General features: G+C 41.7%; 19 protein-coding genes. 12 read left to right on the forward strand and 7 right to left on the reverse strand.

Features of this window, described 5'->3' with window-relative positions; genetic code table 11:
- Positions 1–339: 339 nt before the first annotated feature.
- Positions 340–1,593 carry an MFS transporter gene (locus ABJL82_RS05535; protein ID WP_347273729.1) on the forward strand — a complete coding sequence of 418 codons (1,254 nt, stop codon included), beginning with the start codon at positions 340–342 and terminating at the stop codon, positions 1,591–1,593.
- Here the strand turns inward: ABJL82_RS05535 and miaB are convergent.
- A complete protein-coding gene (gene miaB / locus ABJL82_RS05540) occupies positions 1,571–2,914 on the reverse strand; it encodes a tRNA (N6-isopentenyl adenosine(37)-C2)-methylthiotransferase MiaB (protein WP_347273730.1) in 1,344 nt (447 codons plus the stop codon). The genes ABJL82_RS05535 and miaB overlap by 23 nt on opposite strands.
- A gap of 523 nt (positions 2,915–3,437) precedes the next feature.
- On the opposite strand from miaB, the gene ABJL82_RS05545 reads away from it, so the two are divergent.
- A complete protein-coding gene (locus ABJL82_RS05545; protein WP_347273731.1) occupies positions 3,438–3,980 on the forward strand; it encodes an isochorismatase family cysteine hydrolase in 543 nt (180 codons plus the stop codon).
- 40 nt (positions 3,981–4,020) lie between these two features.
- Positions 4,021–5,262: a sodium:proton antiporter gene (locus ABJL82_RS05550; protein WP_347273732.1), complete on the forward strand. Its 1,242-nt coding sequence runs from the start codon at positions 4,021–4,023 to the stop codon at positions 5,260–5,262.
- A 94-nt stretch (positions 5,263–5,356) separates the two neighbouring features.
- Here ABJL82_RS05550 and ABJL82_RS05555 read toward each other — a convergent pair whose 3' ends face one another.
- From ABJL82_RS05555 to mazG, 3 genes are all read right to left on the reverse strand, one after another.
- Positions 5,357–5,971 carry a 3'-5' exonuclease gene (locus tag ABJL82_RS05555; protein ID WP_347273733.1) on the reverse strand — a complete coding sequence of 205 codons (615 nt, stop codon included), beginning with the start codon at positions 5,969–5,971 and terminating at the stop codon, positions 5,357–5,359.
- Positions 5,972–6,062: 91 nt separating this feature from the next.
- Positions 6,063–7,406, reverse strand: a complete 1,344-nt coding sequence (locus ABJL82_RS05560) for an NCS2 family permease (protein ID WP_347273734.1) — start codon at positions 7,404–7,406, stop codon at positions 6,063–6,065.
- Positions 7,387–8,196, reverse strand: coding sequence for a nucleoside triphosphate pyrophosphohydrolase (gene mazG, locus ABJL82_RS05565; RefSeq protein ID WP_347273735.1), 810 nt, complete (start codon positions 8,194–8,196; stop codon positions 7,387–7,389). The genes ABJL82_RS05560 and mazG overlap by 20 nt, the downstream gene beginning before the upstream one ends.
- 545 nt (positions 8,197–8,741) lie before the next feature.
- On the opposite strand from mazG, the gene ABJL82_RS05570 reads away from it, so the two are divergent.
- The 6 genes from ABJL82_RS05570 to tyrS all read left to right on the forward strand — a co-directional run bounded on the left by ABJL82_RS05570 (position 8,742) and on the right by tyrS (position 15,862).
- Entirely contained in the window at positions 8,742–9,896 is a 1,155-nt protein-coding gene (locus tag ABJL82_RS05570) for a porin (protein WP_347273736.1), read from the forward strand.
- Positions 9,897–10,138: 242 nt separating this feature from the next.
- Positions 10,139–11,713, forward strand: a complete 1,575-nt coding sequence (locus ABJL82_RS05575) for an ATP-binding protein (RefSeq protein WP_347273737.1) — start codon at positions 10,139–10,141, stop codon at positions 11,711–11,713.
- A gap of 7 nt (positions 11,714–11,720) precedes the next feature.
- On the forward strand, positions 11,721–13,067 hold the full coding sequence (locus ABJL82_RS05580; protein WP_347273738.1) for a sigma-54 dependent transcriptional regulator: 1,347 nt from the start codon (positions 11,721–11,723) through the stop codon (positions 13,065–13,067).
- Positions 13,068–13,385: 318 nt separating this feature from the next.
- Positions 13,386–13,784, forward strand: a complete 399-nt coding sequence (locus ABJL82_RS05585; protein WP_347273739.1) for a secondary thiamine-phosphate synthase enzyme YjbQ — start codon at positions 13,386–13,388, stop codon at positions 13,782–13,784.
- On the forward strand, positions 13,777–14,556 hold the full coding sequence (locus ABJL82_RS05590; protein WP_347273740.1) for a CPBP family glutamic-type intramembrane protease: 780 nt from the start codon (positions 13,777–13,779) through the stop codon (positions 14,554–14,556). Before ABJL82_RS05585 ends, ABJL82_RS05590 begins: the two co-directional genes overlap by 8 nt.
- A 91-nt stretch (positions 14,557–14,647) precedes the next feature.
- Positions 14,648–15,862, forward strand: coding sequence for a tyrosine--tRNA ligase (gene tyrS, locus ABJL82_RS05595; RefSeq protein ID WP_347273741.1), 1,215 nt, complete (start codon positions 14,648–14,650; stop codon positions 15,860–15,862).
- Between the two features lie 139 nt (positions 15,863–16,001).
- On the opposite strand, the gene ABJL82_RS05600 is transcribed toward tyrS, so the two are convergent.
- From ABJL82_RS05600 to ABJL82_RS05610, 3 genes are all read right to left on the reverse strand, one after another.
- Entirely contained in the window at positions 16,002–16,232 is a 231-nt protein-coding gene (locus tag ABJL82_RS05600; protein ID WP_347273830.1) for a DUF433 domain-containing protein, read from the reverse strand.
- Between the two features lie 46 nt (positions 16,233–16,278).
- A complete protein-coding gene (locus ABJL82_RS05605; protein ID WP_347273742.1) occupies positions 16,279–16,422 on the reverse strand; it encodes a hypothetical protein in 144 nt (47 codons plus the stop codon).
- 321 nt (positions 16,423–16,743) lie between these two features.
- On the reverse strand, positions 16,744–18,888 hold the full coding sequence (locus ABJL82_RS05610) for a TonB-dependent receptor (protein ID WP_347273743.1): 2,145 nt from the start codon (positions 18,886–18,888) through the stop codon (positions 16,744–16,746).
- 304 nt (positions 18,889–19,192) lie between these two features.
- Between ABJL82_RS05610 and ABJL82_RS05615 the strand changes: the two genes are divergently transcribed.
- From ABJL82_RS05615 to cmk, 3 genes are all read left to right on the forward strand, one after another.
- On the forward strand, positions 19,193–20,092 hold the full coding sequence (locus ABJL82_RS05615; protein ID WP_347273744.1) for a PhnD/SsuA/transferrin family substrate-binding protein: 900 nt from the start codon (positions 19,193–19,195) through the stop codon (positions 20,090–20,092).
- Positions 20,089–21,084, forward strand: coding sequence for an ABC transporter substrate binding protein (locus ABJL82_RS05620; protein ID WP_347273745.1), 996 nt, complete (start codon positions 20,089–20,091; stop codon positions 21,082–21,084). The genes ABJL82_RS05615 and ABJL82_RS05620 overlap by 4 nt, the downstream gene beginning before the upstream one ends.
- A 392-nt stretch (positions 21,085–21,476) precedes the next feature.
- Positions 21,477–22,148 carry a (d)CMP kinase gene (cmk, locus tag ABJL82_RS05625; RefSeq protein ID WP_347273746.1) on the forward strand — a complete coding sequence of 224 codons (672 nt, stop codon included), beginning with the start codon at positions 21,477–21,479 and terminating at the stop codon, positions 22,146–22,148.
- Positions 22,149–22,158 lie beyond the last annotated feature (10 nt).

Here is a 22,158-nt window from a genome sequence, read left to right on the forward strand (position 1 = left end):
AATGCTGGTAAATTACGTTTAACTCGGCATTGATTATACCACCTAACTTATTGTTAATCAAGATGATATATCGTTTTTTTGTGATGCTTTTCTTAACTTAATGACATTGGGTTGCAACCTGAACCAAACGTTTTATACTTTCAATCCAGCCTTCTATTAGGAGAACAAATGGCAAATAAATTCAAGATTCCAAACAGGGATTTTGGAATTTTACCGCAGTACATAGTCCCATTATACGCATAAACTCATAGGTTCAGGTTGCAAACCTGAACCCGCCGGGAGTCGTGTAATGTTTATGCGGAATAGTTGTCATTATTAACTTATTTGCGGAGGAAATGCTTGAACAGGCAAGAAAGAAACGCCGTCAGAAAAAGCCTTAATGTTTCAATCAGGGATGGCATTGCAGCCGCGGCGACATCGGGATTTGGAAACAACTATGTTAACCCCTTTGCCGTTGCCCTTGGCGGGACAAATATCCAGATAGGCGTATTAAATTCCATAATACACTTTATCCCCGCGCTTATGCAGCTTAAGGCTGCGGATATAACCGAATACTTCGGCAGCCGGAAAAAGATCATCGTAATTTCCGTTCTTTTGCAGGCCAGCATGCTCATTCCCATTGCCTTCATTCCCTTTTTCCCGAAGCATCTTCGTATTATTGCGCTTATTTGTTTTTGTACCTTCTATATGTCTTTTGAGTCCCTTGCTACCCCTGCCTGGGGATCACTTATGGCCAACCTTGTGCCCAAAAAAAGGCTGGGACGGTATTTCAGCAGACGTTCAAGGATTGTCAGCCTTGTCACTTTAGTAACAACATTTTTAGCAGGTTTTTTGCTGGATGTTTTCAATAATCCCTCACTTACTGGTTTTACGATTATATTTTTGCTTGCAATGGTTTCCCGGTACATTTCGTGTTACTTTCTCAGCAGAATGTATGAACCGCCTCTGGAAATAAAGCGGGAACATTACTTTTCATTTGTGGATTTTCTAAAAAGATTAAATATTGGAAACTTCGGGAAATACGTAATCTTTCAAAGTTCTTTTAATCTGTCGGTGCATATAGCATCGCCGTTTTTTGCCGTATATATGCTCCGCAATCTTGGATTTTCGTACCTTACCTACACCATTGTCATAACAGTAGTACCCCTCGCTGCTATATTATCGATGAGTTACTGGGGGCGATACGCCGATAGGACGGGGAATAGGAAGGTGCTTACCCTATGCAGTTTTATTATATCAAGCCTTCCTGCATGGTGGCTTATTTCGCATGATGTATTTTTTCTGATAGGGGTTCAGGCGTTATCGGGATTTTTCTGGGGCGGTTTTAATTTATGTTCTTCAAATTTTATCTACGAATCGGCAATCCCGGAAAAACGCACCCGCTGCATTTCATACTTTAATACCATAAACGGTTTTGCAATATGCCTTGGAAATTTACTTGGCGGTTTTCTCGCCGTACATTTGCCGCCGGTCTTCGGCCACCGATTACTTGCCGTCTTTGCAATTTCAGCTTTTCTGAGATGCCTTGCAGCGCTTGTTTTATTGAGACGGGTAAAGGCTGCCGGAAATGCTACATTGTGCCAAAAAGTGTAAGGTCTGTTGCTTCATTTATAGTTATATCCACAAGTGTGCCCACCAGCGCTGGTTGTCCTTTGAACACAATAATATTGTTCTGCCGCGTCCTGCCGGAGAGTTTGTTGGGGTCTGATTTGCTTGCGCCTTCGACAAGCGCCTGCAGCTTCCTGCCAATCAGTTTTTTATTTTCTTCCAGACTGATCTTCTTTTGCAGGTCCAGGAGCGTTGCATTTCTTTTTTTCTTTATTTCATCAGGCACGTCGTCTGTCAGTTCTGCAGCTTTAGTGCCTGTACGGGTTGAATACTTGAATATGAAGCAGTTTTGAAAGCGAAGGTCTTCCATTAAACACACGGTTTCCTGAAAATCTTCTTCCGTTTCTCCCGGAAAACCTACAATGAAATCGCTTGCCACTTTGATAGTGGGCATGAGGTCCCTAGCGTATTGTATGAGTTCACGGTAATAACCTGCCGTATAACCGCGATGCATTTTTTTTAGTATCCGGTCGGATCCGGACTGTGCAGGCATGTGTAAATATTCACAGACTTTATCAAGTTGGCTCATGGTGCGGATAAGGTCGCGGGACATGTCTTTTGGGTGTGAAGTGACGAATCGTAACCGTTCGAGTTTTTCGACGCCATTCAATTCAATAAGGAGGTCTCCAAGGGTAATGTTCCCCGGCAAACTCTTTCCGTAGGAATTTATGTTTTGCCCGAGGAGGGTAATTTCCCGGCAACCGTTTGAAACAAGCTCCATCACTTCCTGTTTAACGTCAGCAATTGTCCTGCTGACCTCCCTGCCCCGCACATAAGGAACAATACAGTAGGAACAGTAATTATCGCATCCCCTCATAACGGTAACGAATGCCTGATAGACGTTTGGCCGGTATGCGGCGATTCTTTTTACATCAACAATTTCATCCTCATCTACAGCAAGAACGTGGTTGCCATGGTTCCTGATCTTCAAAAGCAATTCAGGCAGCCGGGAAAACATCCTGGTGCCGCAGACCAGATCAACGTGTGGCATGCGCTTGAAAATAGATTGTGCGTCCTTTTGCGCCATGCAGCCAAGTACGCCTACGATTACATCGGGATGTTTTTTCTTGAGGGTTCTCAAGGCGCCAAGATGTGAATATACCTTGTCCTCGGCGTGCTGGCGCACACTGCATGTATTGTATAAAATAACGTCCGCCTCTTCGACCTTGTCAACAATGCTATAACCATCTTCCTGTAAAAGCCCCAATGACAATTCCGCATCGAGTTTGTTCATCTGGCATCCGAATGTTTCAAAGAAAACCGTCTTATACTGACGTTCGTTTTTATAATCGGCAAGGTTAATCATGACAGATAAATAGTGTGCAAAATTGATTAAATGTATAAAGATTTCAAACCATTTTCATGGGGGCGTATCGCAATACGTCCTTACGTTGGTAAAGACAAAAGTTGCGATTCAATTTTAACTCACTTTAAAAAGGAATCCAAACAGATTTCCAGTAACACTTTAGTTTTTTGAAAAAGGAGGGGCGAAGCATTTGCCCGTTTGGATATGAACGCATTTATGACTATTTACAGCAAATGCTTCGCCCCTACATTGCGATTATCGAAATTCTTCAAAAAACTAAAGTGTTATGATTTCCCCCATTTCATTCATTATATTTGACTTTTATTCTTTCATTGGCGATAATCAGGCCAAATGAGCAAACCCACCCCTACCCCTCCCAGGAGGGGAATTATCAAATTCCCCTCCTGGGAGGGGATTGAGGGGTGGGTAAAAATGAATGCCTTCGGGTGTTTGTCTTTTAAAAACCCAGCCTGATTCAACAAAGGCGCTTCAATAACTCTCCTCGCGAAAAAGGTCAAAGTTAATGGTTAAAGCAAAAAATCTTAACACTGTTAATACCGTACTGCTTATTTGTGATATGCTCAATGATTTCGTTAAAAAAGGAGCCCCGCTTGAAGTGCCGGCAGCAAGAGACATTATTCCCGGAATAAAAAAGGAAATGCTGTCGGCGAGAAAATCAGGTATTCCGGTTATTTATTGCTGTGACGCTCACAGAAAAAATGATCCGGAGTTTTCCTTATGGCCGCAACATGCCGTTGAAGGAACAGAAGGGGCGTGTATTGTTAAGGAACTGGCGCCGGAAAAAGATGATTTCCTCGTTACCAAGAAGCGCTATTCATGTTTTTACAAAACATCATTGCAAAAAGTATTAAAACAGTTTGGCACAACGCATTTGATAATTACAGGGGTGGTTACTAATATTTGCGTGTTGTACACAGTTTATGATGCATATATGAGGGGCTACGCAGTTACTGTTCCGCAAAATTGCGTAGCTGCGCTTACTAAAAAAGATCATGTATATGCACTGCAACAAATGAAGCGTATTTTTAACGCGAAGATACGATGATGTGCAACACTTGTAAATTAATTGCAGAAAGATTAACACTATGGGAATGTTTAGCCTTATCGCAATCCTGATCAGCCTTGCGGCTATTTTCAGCTACATAAACTTTCGCCTCATAAAGCTTCCCACCACTATCGGTATTTTGCTGATAACAATTCTCACTTCTTTGGTCATTGTCATATTAGGGCTGTTCGGGTTGGGAGAAATCCATGTGAAAGCGGCATATGCTTTGAACCGGATGGACTTTAATAAGACGCTTATGAACGGCATGCTCAGTTTTCTCCTTTTTGCGGGGGCGTTACATGTCAACATGGAAGACCTCTCAAAACATAAGTATATCATTATTATTTTGGCGACATTTGGAATTGTAGCAAATACTTTTATTGTGGGCAGTCTGGCATGGCTGGTATTTGCGCTGGTGAATATCAAGTTATCCTACATTTACTGCCTTTTGTTTGGAGCGCTCATCGCCCCGACAGACCCTATCGCAGTTATTGGCATACTGAAGAAAGCGGGGATTTCCAAGAGCCTTGAAACAAAAATCACAGGCGAGAGCCTTTTCAATGACGGAGTTGCGGTAGTTGTATTTTTAATCCTTTTGGAAATTGCAACCGGTGGGCACGAAGTGACCTTTCAGCACATCTCCTTTCTTTTTCTCGAGGAAGCGGTCGGAGGAATCGTTTTTGGATTTGTGACTGGCATGATCGCTTTTTTTATGCTTAGGGCAGTTGATAACTATCAGGTAGAGATACTTGTTACCCTTGCGCTGGTCATGGGAGGATATGCCCTTGCGAACATGCTTCATGTTTCCGGCCCTATTGCGGTAGTTGTCGCGGGGCTACTCATTGGCAATAAGGGAAGACTTCTTGCGATGAGCGAGAAAACACGTGGTCACCTGGATTCTTTTTGGGAGTTGATCGATGAAGTATTAAACGCGGTTCTTTTCCTCATGATCGGGATGGAAGTGCTGGTAGTTACCATGAAAATAAATTACCTGATTGCCGGGCTTATAATGATTCCTATCGTGTTAATAGCCCGTTTTATAAGCGTGGGTGTGCCGGTTACACTTATGCGTTTTCTGAAGGAATTCAGTCCGAATGCCATAAAAATCCTCACATGGGGCGGATTGCGCGGCGGTATATCCGTAGCGCTTGCCCTGTCGCTTCCCTCAGGGGAATCGAGGGAGGTCTTACTGGCAATAACTTACATAATCGTAGTGTTTTCAATAGTAGCCCAGGGGCTAACCATTGGGCGTTATGTATCTTCACTGAAAACAACGGAGTAATTTTCAGGACGCCTGAACTGTACAGTCGGCAGTCGGCAAATTGCCGATTGCCGATTGTGGACTGTGGATTGTGAAAGATAGTTGCGGATATTCGTTACTCTTTCTTAACACTCGAAATACTTACCGGCGGATTAAGTGTTGGTGTAAAATTGTCGGGGAGGAGGTATTTTTCAGGCAATTTTATTTTTTTTACCAATTCTTCAAGATTATTCACGCCGAGTTCATTGTATGCATGGAGCAGGATTTTTGCGCATGCTACGGCGTCTTCTTCCGCGTCATGGTGTTTGAACTCAATTTCCAGATATCGGGAAATTTTATTAAGTGCGTATCCAAGAAGTCCCGGCCAAACACGTTTGGCTATTGCAAGGGTGCAAAAATAATTGAGAGGCGGGTAAGGTATTTTGTACACATCGAGAATGCAGCACAATACACTCATATCAAAACTTGCATTATGGGCGACGAGATAACCGCCTTCCAGGAACGGGAATATTTCGTCCCACAATTGATAAAATTCCGGTTTGTCTTCTACGTCTTTTGCTGAAATCCCGTGGATATATGTACTAAACGGATCAAAATAAAGCTCCGGCGGCCTGATGAGCCATGACGTCCTTTTTACAATCGTTTGTCCTTCAATTATAGCCAATCCCAAAGAACAAACACTGGAACGCTTTGCATTCGCCGTCTCAAAATCTATCGCAACACATTTCATTTGTTTTCTAAAGAAGCAAAAATAGCACTGTATCCTTCAAAAGGTTTTTATAAAAGATAAAATCATAACACACAACAGAATCAAAAATCTATTACGTTCTTAAAAAAAAGTATCTGGCAATAAATGTAGCGGACACCAAATGGATTGCCCAGTGGGTATTGCGTGCTTTTCCAGTAATGAGTTTTAAAATGGAATATGAAATAAAACCAAACGAGAGTCCCTCGGTAATGCTCAGGGAAAACGGCATAACGGTGAAAGTGAGAAATGCGGGCAGTGCTTCCGTGGGATCTTCCCATTTGATATTTTTTACATTGAAGACCATCATGCTTCCGACAATTATCAATGAGGGCGCAACAATGGGGTAAAGGTAATTACCTTGCGGAGTCTGATAACCGCCGCCCACCATCTTTATTACCGGATAAAATAATAAGGATAGAAGCAAAAGGCAGGCGGTAACAATGTTTGACAACCCCGTTCTACCTCCCGATTGAATTCCAGCAGCGCTTTCAATATAGCTGGTGACTGTTGAAGTGCCTAGTATTGCGCCGCTTATTGTTCCCATCGCGTCCGACAGAAACACCTGTTTTATCCGTGGGATTTTTCCGTTTTTATAGAATCCCCCTTGTTCCCCTATGCCGACTACCGTTCCTACAGTATCAAAAAGGTCTAAAAAGAAAAAAATAAAAACGATGGAAATAAGTCCGGGGTGTGTCAGTATTTTAACGGGATCGCATTTTAATAATGTCGGTTCTAATGAGGGAGGCATGCTGACAATACCCTGATAATTTACCAGCCCGAGGGGGACCCCTATGAATGCGGTTCCCATAATTCCATATAAGATTGCTCCCCGAATTTTAAGAGCCACCATTGTTCCTATTGCCATGACGCCAAACAGCGATAACCACATCTCCGGTGATTTAGGGTCTCCGAGTCCAACAAGGGCGCCAGGTTTGTCAACGATTATTCCGCCATATTCAAACCCTACCAGCGCAATCAATAATCCGATTCCAACGGCAATGGCGCTCTTTAACGAATCGGGTATGATAGATATTACCAGTTCACGTGCTCCGAAAAACGACAGAACAAGTAATAAAGCGCCGGCGATAAGGTTTGCGCCAAGCGCAATTTGCCAGGAATATCCAAGCCCTCCTGCTATCACAGGCCCGCAAATTGTGAAGGCAAAATAAAAATTATGTCCCATTGCCGGCGCCAGGGCGATGGGATAATTGGCAAGAAGCGCCATGAGTATGCACGCAAATGCGCTGGAAATGCACGTTGCCGTCATGACAGCGCCAAAATCCATCCCGCAACCGGAAAGTACCGCAGGCTGGACGAATATGATGTATGACATTGTCAGAAACGTAGTCGAGCCTGCAACCATCTCCGTGCGGATGTTCGTGCCGTTTTGCCGGAGTTTAAATATTTTTTCGAGCATTCATTTTTACCTTGTTCCAGAGGGCGTCCAATTCTTCTATCGAACACTGTTCAATATCTTTTCCGCAGGAAGCAAGTTCTTTTTCTATTTTTTTAAAGCGGTCTACAAATTTATATATGGTTTTATGAAGTATATTTTCTGTGTCAAACTGTAAAAAACGGGAAAGGTTTACCACGGAAAACAAAAGATCTCCTATTTCTTCCTCCATGTCTTTTGTTTCTTTCTTTGCGATAGCCTCTTTAACCTCCTCCATTTCTTCTTCCACTTTCGCTATGACATCGTTTATATCTTTCCAGTCAAATCCCACTTTTGCCGCCTTCTTCTGCACTTTTTGCGCTTTTTGAAGCGCGGGAAGATGCTTTGGCAGTCCATCGACAGCAGATTTTCGTTCTTCGTATCCCTTCTCCTGTTTTTTAATTGCCTCCCACTGCTGAACCACTTCTTCGGAAGTAGATGCTGTCGAATCGCCAAAAACATGGGGATGACGGCGCATCATTTTGTCCAGACATAATTTAATTACATCGTTGATATCGAACTCTTTTTTTTCCCTTGCGATTTGACAGTGGAAGATAATTTGCAGAAACAGGTCCGCCAGTTCTTCTTTAAGTTTGTCCGGCATGCCTGAATCTATTGCATCGATTACTTCGTATGTCTCTTCCACCAAATAGGGTTTTAAGGTTACATGGTTTTGTTCTTTATCCCACGGGCAGCCGTCCTTGCCGCGTAACTTTTCCATCAGTTCCACCATGTCATAGAATAAAGAAATAGAGGTATCCTTTTTCACGCTCATTTCATCCCTTCCGGAAAATATCAGTAAAAATTCCATTTTTCAAGGTGGTTATAATAACCTTTTAATTAATGTATAGTCAAACAAATCGTAACACTTTAGTTTTTTGAAAAATTCCAATAATCGCAGTGTAGGGGCGAAGCATTTGCTGTATATTGTCATAAATAAGTTCATACCCAAAGGGGCAAATGCTTCGCCCCTACTTTTCCTTTTTCAAAAAACTAAAGTGTCACTTTGAAATAGATTTGTATATTGAGTAAAGTTGATCAATCTTAGCTTGTCATATGGGAACAACTTTACATTATTCTATTGCCTTTTACAAGAAACGGGCTTTTTATTTAAACTTTTAATAAATAACACATATGTTGCGTATTTTTAGATGAAGAGGTAATTTGTCCATGAAATATAGTGAAAAACTAGGCAAATATCACCCAAAAAGCCTGAAAAATAAGGGTTGAGAACAGCATAAAATATGGTATCTTTGCAGAATCCTCGTGGATACCATACTTAATCTTTGAATATTCCCATTTTTTAGATGCCCACTTTCTATGAAATTTTATTTGACTACATTTTTCATAGTTCTTCCCTTCATTTTATTTACCTGTATAGTTTATGCGGAAATGGATGAAAAAGAAGCTACGGCATCCGCGCCATTGAGTCTCCAGAAAGAAAGACGTAGCTTTTTCCCGCAGGATTTTTATTTTGACGTTGACGCCATTCCCCCGGAAAAAGATGAGGGGAAGAAGTTTGAGTTTCATGGTTTTTTTGCAATCACCTCCCCTGTAAAAGGAAGAGATGATGATTCCCAGCAGCCTTCTTCAAAGTTTTTGGAGGGGAATGAACTCGTTCTCTGGTTTGGCAAACGTATAACAAAAAAACTCTCTTTTGTATCAGAACTTGAGATTGAAGAGGGATTCAATCAATTTGAATTGGAAACGTTTTTCTTTAATTATGAAGTTGTAAGCGATGTACTGCAAATACGTGCAGGCAGGTTTTTGTATCCGTTCGGTATTGAGCGGTTTGCGGAAGAAGGCCCTTTTAACAAGCTTGTGGACCGCCCTTTGCCTTCTATCAGGATTATTCCCGGAACATATTCAGACAATGGGGGCATGTTTTTCGGAACACTTCCTTTCTTTTTAAATACACGGTTTAAATATGAATTTGCGATAACAACCGGACTCAAGGGACCGGAACCAAATGATGTGCAGAAGTTATGGGATAATAATAGCAGCAAGACCCTGGGGGGAAGAATAGCCCTTGAGTGTTTTCCGGGATTTGAAGTGGGCAGCTCATATTCAAGGGGGAAATATGATGAAAACAACAAACGGGATATAGATTTTTTAGGCGCTGATTTTCAGTTGAAAAGGGGAAATCTGGAAATCCGGGGAGAATATATTACTAGCAGGGTAGAACAAAAGGCAGAAGAGGGAGGGGATTATCACAGAAGCGGCTACTACATTCAAACTACTTACCGGTATCCCTTCGATCTGGATTATTTAAAATATCTTGAAGGGGTTTTACGTTTCGATTCAGTGGATCCAAACAAAGATATTACCGACGGAAACGAAGCCGACCGCATTGCATTTGGAATAAACTATTCACCCATAAAACAGGTACTATTTAAATTTGAATATGAAGTTGAAAATGAGCCGGGAGAAGGTATTCATGGCAAATCTTTTGTTCAGGCAATAGTTAAATGGTAATCAGAGGTCAGAAGTCAGGGGTCGGAGGTTAGAAGCCAGAAGTCGGAGGTCAGAGGTCAGATGTCAGATGTCAGATGTCAGATTTTTGAAACAGCACCCTTGCAATGAATTTTATTTAAAATGTATAAATCCTTATTATTCATCTTTCGAAAACCTTATTTGCTTAACGATAAAGACCCAGCGCTATTTTCTGGTCGCCTGTTCGTCCTTGCTTTACCTTTTTCAACTACATAAAATAAAGTATGCCAAAATTTAAAAAAATACTACATCCTGAGAAATTTAATTTAATTTTATACTACACCCTCACAAGTTTTGTAATCATTGTCATATTGAGTTTTGTTATCGGAAAGGTATTTGCCAGACTTGAAACCCAGGAATTGGTTAAGCGAAGCGAAAAGTACGCGCATAATTTCTGCACACACTTAAATTATGAACTTTATAAAGACTTTCTTATTCCCACCCTGAAAAGATCGGGGAAAATCGATTTGGAAAATAATAGAAGGCAATTGAGAAAGTTAGACAATGCCGTAAGAGAGAATTTATACGGCTTGAATATAAAAAAACTGTATTTGTACGACCTTGAGGGAAATATTATTTATAGCACCCTGTCGGAACATATCGGGTTTGCCATAAACCGGGGTGAAAATAAAAAATTAGATGCTGCCATTAACGGCATTCCGGCTTCGGCTCTGCGTCTCTCTGGCACCGTGGATTCAAAAGGCGCTTACGTTCCGGAAACCTTGCTTGAAAGTTATTACCCCTTTTATGAAATGGATGCGGAGGGGACGAAAAAGGCGCAGGTTGGGGTATTGGAAATCTACCAGGATATGTCTGCGTTAAAGAAGCAAATCGCAAAGGCACATCAAAAGGCCACCCTCATGACAGGGTCTGCAATGGGAGGGTTATTCATTGCTCTTTATTTGATAGTTCTGAAGGCTTCGAGGATTATTAATGCCAGAACACGGCAGTTAACAGAGGCACGCAATACCCTGGAACAGAACGTTGAAGAACGAACCCTTGAAATAAGAGAGGCATATAAAAAATTGCAGCATACTCAGCGCAGGTTAGTACAATCTGAAAAATTGGCAAGCATCGGAACCCTTGCCACAGGACTTGCCCATGAAATAAATAATCCGCTTGCTTCCGTTGCGGGTTGTGCGGAAGGACTGAACGAAAGACTTATCTCAATCCTCAACCATCCGGGAAAATATACTGAAAAAGAAGAACTGGAAATTTTCTCTGAATATTTAAAAATAATATCGAATGAAACGTACCGTTGCAAATCGATAATCTCAAACTTACTCAATTTTTCCAGACAATCGGAACCTCATTTTGAGCGAATTGATATAAACAATATTATCAAAGACACAATCGCCTCCCTTCAGTATCACCAACCTGAAAACAAGGCAAAACAGAAAATCCAGGTCAATCTGTCAGAAATGCCTTGCGAAATAATCGGAGACCCCCAACAAATAAAACAGGTTTTTATAAACTTAATCACAAACTCCTTTCATGCAACAGAAGCCGGCGGTGAAATTATTATTGCAACTCTACCGAAAGAAACAACCGTACAGATACTCTTCAGGGATACCGGTGTTGGCATTAAGCCCGAATATTTGAACAGGATATTCGACCCTTTTTTTACCACCAAACCAACGGGAAAAGGCACAGGAATCGGATTATCCATATGTTATGGTATCGTCGATATGCATAACGGGAGAATTGATGTGTTCAGCGAAGGTGAAGGAAAAGGCGCCGTCTTTGAAATTACCTTTCCATTAGCGGGAAAACAAGACAATGCAGAAAGGACAGGATAATAGCCCTATGAGTAAAAAACCTACCATTTTATTTACCGACGATGAAGGCACCTTTAGAAACATCATGTCCAAGGAACTCGACCGAATGGGATATAATGTGACGTGTTGCGCCAGTGGACAGGAAACGATAAAGAATATGCAGGAACGGGATTACGATGTGGCGATACTCGATATGAATATGCCTGTCATGAACGGCATTGAAACCTTAAAAAAAATAAAAACCATTGAACCCACCACCGAAGTAATAATACTGACAGGACAAGGTTCTATCGAGAATGCCGTTCAGGCCATAAAGCTGGGCGCATATGACTACCTGACAAAACCATGCCAGCTTAAAGAGCTTGATTTATTATTGCAAAGGGCATTGGAAAAAAGAAAACTCAGCAGGGAAAATTTTCATCTCAAGACACTGGTACATGACGTACAAAAACCTTCTTCTATGATAGGAAACAGCCCGGCAATAAAAGCGGTATTTAAAATGATCGATAAAACTGCGCCATCTGACGTTACCGTGTTGATCCAAGGAGAAAGCGGCACGGGAAAAGAGCTTGCCGCAAAAATGATACACCAATACAGCAAAAGAGCGGACAAACCGTTTGTAATAGTAAATTGCGCCACCCTACAGGAATCCTTATTGGAGAGCGAACTCTTCGGGCACGTGAAAGGCGCCTTTACCGGTGCGGCGGAATTCAGGGTAGGATTATTCGAAATTGCAGAAGGGGGCACACTCTTCCTTGATGAAATCGGCGAATTAACCGTTAACACGCAGGCAAAACTGCTCCGTGTAATACAATCTGGCGAAATACGGCGTGTTGGTGATAACCGGGTTATCACCGTAGATGCAAGAATTATTGCGGCTACGCATAAAAATCTGCCCCTTGAGGTTAAGGAAGGTCGATTCAGAGAAGACTTGTATTTTCGTTTAAACGTTATCACCTTGCGCCTGCCTTCTTTACGCGAAAGGAAAGAGGACTTAACGTCTCTAATTCAGCATTTTCTCCAAAAATTTTGCAAAAGGGAACGAACCATGGATATGCACCCGGAAGCGTTACACGCTATGACGCTCTACGACTGGCCGGGAAACATTAGGGAACTGGAAAATACTATTGAACGCGCTGTTGTGCTCGCAGACGGAAATACTATCACCATAGAAGAATTGCCTGACAATATCCGCGGGAGGACGTATGATCACTATAGTAAAAATGGGGAAATCGCACTTTCTGAAGTGGAAAAGAATCATATTACACAAGTATTGAAAGAAAAAAACTGGCACAAACCCCTTGCGGCTAAGACGCTGGGCATCTCCCTGAAAACCTTATATAACAAAATGAAAATGTATAATATTGATTTGTAAATTACCTTTTAAGCAACACTTTAGTTTTTTGAAAAATTTTAATAAAAGCGATGTTTTGCCGCACAGTGTTACGCAGATGATAGTACAGAGTGCATAGTAAAAGGTATAAAACACGGGATCCTTAATTTTATTGACTTTTTTCAAAAGACTAAAGTGTTACAGATTATTTAGATTTGACAAAATATTTTTCAACTATTAGGATACGTTGTACCTTTAAAACGGCATGCCTTTTCCGATTTCTCCTTCGCAATCAGGGAAAAGGGCGATGGAAAAAACTTGCGAAAAAGAATTTTTTACCGGGCAACACTATAAATACCAATGAATATACTATCAGTAAAAACGCGGACAAAAACCGAACTTATTGAGATCACCGCTGAAGTTCATGCTATTGTGCATAAAACCGGCATTGTGGAAGGAATGTGTTTTGTTTACGTACCACACACTACCGCCGCTGTTACCATCAATGAAAACGCCGACCCCTCCGTAAGAAAAGACATTGTTGATGAGATAAATAAAATAGTGCCATGGAATGATCACTACACCCATTTGGAAGGGAATTCAGCCGCACATATCAAGTCTTCACTTTTCGGCGCAACTTCCGCCATACCCATTTCTAATGGAAGGTTAGCGCTTGGGACATGGCAGGGGATTTACTTCTGTGAATTTGATGGCCCAAGGAACAGAGAGGTATTGGTACAAACGGTTAAAAGTGAGTAATATACAAACAAAACAAAGAATCCCCCTGGAATACCGCTGGAGCATAAAGGATGCAATTAAGGTACTCACAGCCTACATGGTCTTTACGTTCGCCGGAATGCCGGTACTCATCCGCTTTATCCAAACTGTTTTTGGTTTCGAGATACAAACCGCTTCCCCTTCGTTTCGCACGATGATCTTGTTTGTCTCCCTCCTTGCCAACCTGTTAATATGTCTCTATATATGCTACATCGTTCGTTTTGAGTATGGACAATCTATTGTCAATTTAGGGCTGACGCTGGTAAATATTTCAGACAATATTAAAATAGGGTTGAAAAGATATCTTGTCACAATACCCGTAATAATGCTGGCCGGTTTCATCATAAACGTGGTGTTTACCTATTATGGCATAATGCCAGAGATACAAGACGTGGTACAGTGGGTATTGGATGAGGATTCGACCATCGTTTTGGCATGTCTCATATTTTTTGGCATTATTGTCGCGCCAATTATGGAAGAAATCATATTCCGTGGATTTTTAATCCCTGCGCTGAAAAGTTACTTTGGAATGCGATACGCCATTTTTATAAGCGCTGCCGTTTTTGCCGCGGTGCACATGGATATATTTGCTTTTTTGCAAATATTTATCCTTGGAATTCTTTTGGGATATTTATATGAGAAAACACAATCCCTTGCCGCCTCCATCGTGGTACATATTTTACATAATTCCTTAACACTGGCTCTTTTGATGTACTTTAAATTCTTTATGAACGGCAAAGTGCCGGTGTTTTAAAAAATTGTAATAAATTAATTTTATCGTTTAATTATACTGCCCGCTAAAAAACGGTAGTATATTTTCCAATAGGAGATGCACCGGAGGACCTATGCTGAAAGACGTAAATGAACAAATGGAAATCTTGCTGCGCGGAGCAGTAGATATTGTTTCTAAAGGCGAGCTGATAAAAAAAATAGAACGCTCAATGCAAGAAAAAAGGCCGCTTCGCGTAAAACTGGGACTCGATCCCACTGCGCCGGATATCCATATAGGGAATGCCATCCCAATTCACAAGTTACGGGCGTTCCAGTCGCTGGGGCACACCGCCATCCTCATCATCGGCGACTATACGGCCGTCGTGGGCGACCCTTCAGGAGTAAACAAGACACGACCAATGATAACGCACGATAAGGTTCTGGAAAACGCGCAAACGTACCTCACCCAGGCGGGGAAAATACTCGATATGGATAAGACAGAGGTCGTTTATAACAGCAAATGGTTCCAATCAATGACCTTTAACGACGTCATCCAACTCGTCTCAAAAATGACCGTTGCGCGAATGATGGAACGGGACGACTTTTCGAAACGTTATAAGGCAGGTTCTCCCATCAGTCTGCATGAATTTATCTATCCGCTGATGCAGGGATACGACTCCATTATGGTAAAGAGCGACGTTGAACTTGGGGGTACCGACCAATTATTCAGTCTGCTTGTGGGAAGGGATTTACAGAAGGATGCCGGCATGGAACCGCAGGTAGTGCTTACTACCTCGCTCCTGGAAGGAATCGATGGCAATAAGAAGATGAGTAAAAGCCTAAACAACTACATCGGCGTCACAGAGCCTCCGCGTGAAATGTTCGGCAAGGTAATGTCCATCCCCGATAATTTAATGCGCAAATACTTTGAGCTTGCGACGGATGTAAGCATTGGAGAGATACAGCAGTTGCTTGACGAGAAAACCCATCCACGCGCGGCAAAGGTTGCGCTCGCAAAGGCCATAGTAAGTCGTTACCACAATCTCCAGGCAGCGGAAGCCGCCGCGGAAGAATTTGACCGTGTTTTTAAAGAAGGCGCCCTTCCGGATGAAATACCCATTATCTCCATACCTGCCGGTGAACTTGAAAACGGCAAAATATGGATCGCGAAACTCATCGTATGCTGTAAATTTGCCGCTACAAACGGCGAGGCGCGCCGGTTGATCCAGCAGGGCGGTGTATCTGTAAACAGTGAAACAATTAATGACCCCACGCTAAATATAGAAATTACGCCGGGTATGACCCTTAAAGTGGGAAAACGCAGATTTGCAAAAATAGTGTTGCAATAGTAATTGCGCAGGGTGCATTTCCCCGTTTTTCGGTAAAGCATTAAACACAGAGACTTGAATGAGAGCCAAAGGTTAGTGGATGTTTCACCTAAATCCTGTAAACAAGGCTTTGCCTTGTTTACAGGATTTAGGTTTTTGTTTAAAAAGGAATTGTATATAATGCTTCTTCGCGCATGCACTCGGCTGAGAAGGCAAATACAGCACGCAAACTTTCCTTTGTTAATGTTGGATAGTTTTCAATTATTTGCTGCTCTGTCCAGCCGTTTGCAAAAAGACCCAGAATGAATTCCACGGATAATCTCGTTCCTTTTACCACTGGCTTACCAAGCAAAATTTCCTGACCTGAATGTATAAAATTTCTCCAATCAATCTCAGGCATTTTAACCCCCTTTATCCCCCTTTTTTAAGGGGAACTTTTATGGCAGGCTGCTTAACTTAATGACATTGGGTTGCAAACCTGAACCCATGAGTTTATGCGCATAATGGGGCAATGTACTCCGGCAAAATTCCAATGCCCAAATCACAAAATCCCTGTTTGGAAGCTGGAATTTATTTGTCATTTGTTCTCCTAATAAAAAGCTGGATTGAACGTATAAAACGTTTGGTTCAGGTTACAAACCTGAACCCGCGCATGTAGTTTCCAGCGCCATTACGTTTCCGAAAAGGAATTTGGGAGCGAGTTGTGCTCCGGTAGTTTAATAGATTACGCTGAATAGTTACCTTATTTATCAAGGTTTTACAAGTAATCCAGGTCTTTAGTGATAGCAAAACAAAAAACACGTCGCTAATCGTGTCTATTTAGAATGTAATTTGTCAATTTGAAAGATTCGACCCTTTTGCCCCATTCTTTGTGTCCAAGTCTCGTGGATGTTTCCTTTGTGTTAAAACTGATAACTTAATCCTACAAAATACGTCCTCCCCGGCCTTGGCAAATCCTCTGCTATGGAAACAGGTCCGGGGTCTTTATAGTCTTTATCAAACACATTAAATATCGTGCCCTGCACGTTCATTGTTCTAAAGAAATTTCTCCCGGTAATAGAAAGGTTTACCAATGCATATGAGGACATATCGTCCCTGCTATCATCTTCCTCCCGGTATCGTTTCCCGCTAAAAAATGCGCTTACATTTGTGTTTATGTATCTGCATGGCTGCGCATTGATCCCAATATTGCCTTTATGCTTCGCCACAAAGGGCAGTTCATTTCCGTGGTCATCCTCCGGGTCCTGAAACGTGTAATTAAAAAACACATAATTGCCAGGCGATACATTTATCTTCGTCTCTACCTCAAATCCCTGAACATGCGCATCGCCGAAATTATCATACTGCCAGGTCTCACTGGCAGAATCCAGGGCGCGGAGCATTATAAGATTTTTGATATTATTGTTAAAGTAATTAATGCTGCTCGTGACATGTTTGTTGAAGGTATACATCAATCCCATTTCCATTGTGCGGATAATCTCCGGGTCCAAATCCTCATTCCCCAATCTTGCAGGCTGATTCACGGTAAACATCTCCAGAAAACTTGGCGCGCGAAATGCCTCGCCATATAAAAACTTCAACGTAGCGTTCTCCATAAACTTCCAGGTCAAACCGGAGCGGGGACTCGTTGCATTGCCAAAATCATTATATTCATCATGTCTGGCGCCTAAAGTAAGGCTTATATCATCGGTAATGTCCCATGTATCCTGTATATAAACAGACCAGATATGCCTCGTCGTTTCTTTCAGAAAAGGATAGGTATCCGTAAAATCTTCCATCGATTCCAGCGGGTCCATGGTTAACGGGTCAAAATTCGCCGAATACTGGATATCTGATTGCTGAATACGCCTGTATTCAAAACCCACTGTAATGATATTGCCGTCAAATAGTTCATAGTCGAAAGGCATCTCTGCGCCAACAATTCTCTGTATCACCTTACCGTCGCCGACAAGGCCGTCCGGATATGTTTTAAAAGCATCATAGACGCCGTCGTTGTTTGTGTCAAAGGACAGGGTTGCTCCTTCCGGAAAAGATTCAACATAGGAATCGTTATCAAATTGGTCGTAATAAACCCTCGGTTTTATCGTAAAGATTTCCTCAAATGTTTTTTTGTATCCAACCTCGGCAAATACATAATTGCCCTCAATATCTGATTCATCGGCCAGCGCGTGCTGAGGGCCTACAAAAGGCCCCCGGTTTTTATTGTTATACCATCCCAGCAGGTAAACATCCTTATACGCCATTTTTAAATGCAGACTATACTCCCTTCTCCAGTCCTTTACCTCTCCGGGGGCTTGCGATACTGCTGGAAATCCATAAGGGGACAACGATTTATCCAGCACAGACTGGCTGTCGCTTTCTATAATGCCGTCATAACCATTCGTGTCTCTGTAATGCATCATGCCGGAAACTTCAATGTTTCCATATCGCTTGCCAAAGACAACATTCCCCTCTAACGTGTCATAGCTTCCAAAACCGCTGTCCACCACTATGCCGTCTATATCTGCCCCGTCTTTTGTAATAATATTAATCACTGACAAAAAGGCATTTTCTCCGTACAATGCGGAACCCGGTCCGCGTATAATCTCTATTTTCTTAATATTTTTTAACGGGAAATCGTCAAAATTGCCAAAAGCGCTGCCGTCTAAGGGATTATTCACAAAGTGGCCATCAATCATTACCCGCACCCTGTTTGCGCCGTCAAGGCCCCTCACCGCAGGGAATATTCCGCCAAAATTCCCCGATTTTAGTATTTCATAGCCCGGCACAGTCCGCAATAATTCCGAGAAGGTACGATATCCGGAATGATGAATCTCCTCCTCATTTAATACCGTTACTATGCCCGGCGCCTTGCTTAAGCGCACCCCATGCCTGGTCGATATGGCAACTTCGGTTTCCGCCAGTAACCACCTGATCTCCTCATGAATTGCATCGGTAATTTCAACCGGTTCCGTATTTTCGTGGTAGGGGAAATCTTCCGCCAAGGCAGGCATTATAGTGAAACTTGTGTAAATTGCGCAAAAGGCTGTAATAATCAATCTTTTCATTTTAACGCCTGAATTTGCCAGAGAATGGTTATTAAGCATTTGTTATTAAGGGTGAAAAAATTGCGCAGAAAAAATACAAGGCACATTGTCTCATATTTATGAGCCGGGCAGGTTTTTATTCTCAACGTGAGAATTTCCGGGATTATACAAATAAGATTTTCTCAAAGCAACTCCATAAACCTTATTCGTTCATAAAAATACTTGACACACACAGATATTCATATATATTTTCCGTGCATATTGTTTATTTGTAATTTATTTGCGACAACCTTCCCGTCTTTGTCTTTATAAAATGTGTATGGGGATGTACAGAAAAATAAAATGTATTTTGTCTCATACCCGTAACCATACAATTCCGTATTTTTATAAATCAGTTTTTTACAAAAGATGCACGTATGCAATATTGTTTCCCACCTTTCTCTGCATCTTTTTATTCACGAATACCCTGGCGCCATGCGCTGAATATAAATACACCATCTATTTTTATAATCCGGAAACTAATATTAACAATTTTGCCTCACTCAAAAAGGAGTTTGATCTCTACCTTTCCAGATTTGGCGGGTATCAATTTCAACCGTTTAGCGAACGCGAAATATTTGAAAAACTTATCTCCGAGAAAAAAGACGGTATCTTCATTATTTCAAGCTGGCATTATAAACAACTAAGAGAAAATATTTCTATCGAACCAATCCTGGTTGCCGTATCCAAAAATAAATCTACGTGCAGGAGAATTTTTTCAACAAGCAGGATCATTAACGACATAAGCATGTTAAGCGGCATGAACGTAGCTTCCGCCAGCAGTGAAGATTACACGAAAAACGTCCTTATTCAAATGTTCGGGGAAAACAAAGGCGCTGTTGCTTCCTCTATAAAAATACTCTCTGTTCCGAAAGAAATAGACGCATTGATGTCCGTAGGGTTTGGAATGGCAGACGCCGCCGTTACTACAGATAGCAGCCTCGCGAAGCTTTCTGCAATCAACAGGAAACTGCATGACACATTAAAGCAATTATTGATCAGCAATGAAACACTGCTCCCTATTGTAGCGGTACCAAAACCCCAGGACGAAAATCACAAAAAACTGGCAAAAATAATTAAAGATATGGAAGCCGCTGTGGAAGGGAAAAACAAACTCAGTATGCTGGGGTTTGACGGATGGAAAATACTCAACGCATCGGAAAAAGAATACCTGGAAAAACAATGACTAATTACAAAAACAACCTAATAAATAACATCCCGATACTTGCCGCAATTCTGCGCAAACAAAGCAGAAAACGCACATCCCTGGCATTCTTTTTTATACTATTTTCATTTCTGTCAGGCTACACAAATACGTCATACCCGGATACTACTGAAAATGTACTCATTATAAATTCAGACATATCCATCAAAAATTATTCCCTGGCGCATACGGGATTCAAAACCGTCATTCCAAACCCGAAAGGTGAAATAAACCTTGGCAATAAATGGAAAGAGAAATCCGAAACAGAGAAAATTATTCGGGAATCTGGTCCGGCTATCATATATTGCATAGGAATTAAGGCATATCTCTTCGCACAGGAAGTGACGAACGATGCCACTGTAATATTTTCTTCAATCATCAATTGGCGACGTCTCACCATAAAAGAAAATACCTACGGTATATCCTCCGAACTGCTTCCGAGCATGCAATTAACGATGTACCGGTACCTCTTCCCGAAAACAAACAAAATCGGCGTTCTTTATAGTAAGGAGTATAATGAAGAATGGATGCAGCAGGCAAGGGAAGACGCCAAAGATATTGGCATCAGCCTTGTGGGAATACCCATAAACAAAAAGACAAACATAACCTCTGCCCTGAAAAAACTTCTTAAAAACGTCGACGCCATTTGGCTGACTTCAGACCCGGTTGTGCTATCAAAAACAGATGCCGTCAGCAATATATTCCAGCAATGCAATGCGGCAAATATTCCTGTGTTTACATACAGCGAGGCCTTTATTGATGCGGGAGCGACCCTGGTTATTTCGGCTGACATTCCCACTACCGGCAAACAAGCCGCAAGGTTGACGCTCGACCTGCTCTCCCGGCAAGAAAAGATCGAAAAAATTAACACCCCTGCCGGTTCACACATAAGCATCAACTTAAAAAAAGTTGCAGAAAACAAATTGATGTTAAACGCAGAAGCATTAGATTCGGTGAATCAGATTATTCAATAAAACAGGGATTTTACTGTGAATGTAACGCTTTGGTTTTTTTAAAAATCCATCCATGCGTTACCCCCATGCTGAATCCGGTTTTTTAGGAATGCCTCCGCACTAAATCAGAGACGCACGGCTGTACGTCTGTGTAATGGAGGTGAAACGTGTTCCCGGCGCCGGATTAGGAATGTGTGTTCTAATCATAAAAATTGAAATTTTTTTCAAAAGACTAAAGTGTTACTAAAAATCGTATTTTATTATGCATGGAGATCCGCTTTTAATACGTCTTCTACGTTACCCGATACCACAATAAAACACTTGCAATAAAATACATAGTTTAGTATATTTGAAATTTCTCACCTTATGAGAATCGATATGGAGATTTCAGTAAATATACCGGGGAGGTTCGCTTGATAATAGCGATTGACGGGCCTGCCGGATCCGGCAAAAGCACGGTTGCAAAGATATTGGCAAAACACCTGGGTATTCGTTATCTTGATACGGGCGCCATGTATCGGGCATTAACATGGAAGGCTATGCAACATAATGTAAACCTCGATGATGAAAATGCTTTGTGCAGGGTTATGGAACAGACACAGATTTATTTTCAGAGTGAAGAAAAAGGGTTACAGGTATTTGTAGATGGCAGAAATGTAACCAAAGAAATTCGCTCACCATCGGTTACAAACAACACGCATCATATATCGGGCAAACCTGGCGTTAGGGCGATGCTGGTAAACCTGCAGAGAAAAATTGTCTCAAAGGGAAATACCGTTGCGGAGGGAAGAGACATCGGAACGGTTGTGTTTCCTCACGCGGAAAAAAAGTTTTTTCTTGACGCCAGAATTGAAACACGGGCAAAAAGACGTTTTCGCGAGAGAGAAACCCCGGACAACGAAAACTCGTTTGATAGTGTAATAAAAGAAATAGCATTACGCGACCAGCGTGATACAACAAGAAAGGATTCTCCTTTAAAAATCAGCGACGATTCAATTTACATTGATACGACAAACCTAACGATAAACGAGGTGATTCACAGGATTATAAAAGAAGTGACTCCCCTTATAAAAAATAAAGTGTGATTTATTTTAT

Source organism: Candidatus Kuenenia sp., from assembly GCF_039794105.1.
Lineage (GTDB): Bacteria > Planctomycetota > Brocadiia > Brocadiales > Brocadiaceae > Kuenenia.

Bases quoted from the DNA above. Each gene is read 5' to 3' on its own strand.
- miaB (WP_347273730.1), bottom strand. From the start codon at position 2,914: ATGATTAACCTTGCCGATTATAAAAACGAACGTCAGTATAAGACGGTT.
- ABJL82_RS05545 (WP_347273731.1), top strand. From the start codon at position 3,438: ATGGTTAAAGCAAAAAATCTTAACACTGTTAATACCGTACTGCTTATT.
- ABJL82_RS05550 (WP_347273732.1), top strand. From the start codon at position 4,021: ATGGGAATGTTTAGCCTTATCGCAATCCTGATCAGCCTTGCGGCTATT.
- ABJL82_RS05555 (WP_347273733.1), bottom strand. From the start codon at position 5,971: ATGAAATGTGTTGCGATAGATTTTGAGACGGCGAATGCAAAGCGTTCC.
- ABJL82_RS05560 (WP_347273734.1), bottom strand. From the start codon at position 7,406: ATGCTCGAAAAAATATTTAAACTCCGGCAAAACGGCACGAACATCCGC.
- mazG (WP_347273735.1), bottom strand. From the start codon at position 8,196: ATGAGCGTGAAAAAGGATACCTCTATTTCTTTATTCTATGACATGGTG.
- ABJL82_RS05570 (WP_347273736.1), top strand. From the start codon at position 8,742: ATGAAATTTTATTTGACTACATTTTTCATAGTTCTTCCCTTCATTTTA.
- ABJL82_RS05575 (WP_347273737.1), top strand. From the start codon at position 10,139: ATGCCAAAATTTAAAAAAATACTACATCCTGAGAAATTTAATTTAATT.
- ABJL82_RS05580 (WP_347273738.1), top strand. From the start codon at position 11,721: ATGAGTAAAAAACCTACCATTTTATTTACCGACGATGAAGGCACCTTT.
- ABJL82_RS05585 (WP_347273739.1), top strand. From the start codon at position 13,386: ATGAATATACTATCAGTAAAAACGCGGACAAAAACCGAACTTATTGAG.
- tyrS (WP_347273741.1), top strand. From the start codon at position 14,648: ATGCTGAAAGACGTAAATGAACAAATGGAAATCTTGCTGCGCGGAGCA.
- ABJL82_RS05605 (WP_347273742.1), bottom strand. From the start codon at position 16,422: ATGACAAATAAATTCCAGCTTCCAAACAGGGATTTTGTGATTTGGGCA.
- ABJL82_RS05610 (WP_347273743.1), bottom strand. From the start codon at position 18,888: ATGAAAAGATTGATTATTACAGCCTTTTGCGCAATTTACACAAGTTTC.
- ABJL82_RS05615 (WP_347273744.1), top strand. From the start codon at position 19,193: ATGTACAGAAAAATAAAATGTATTTTGTCTCATACCCGTAACCATACA.
- ABJL82_RS05620 (WP_347273745.1), top strand. From the start codon at position 20,089: ATGACTAATTACAAAAACAACCTAATAAATAACATCCCGATACTTGCC.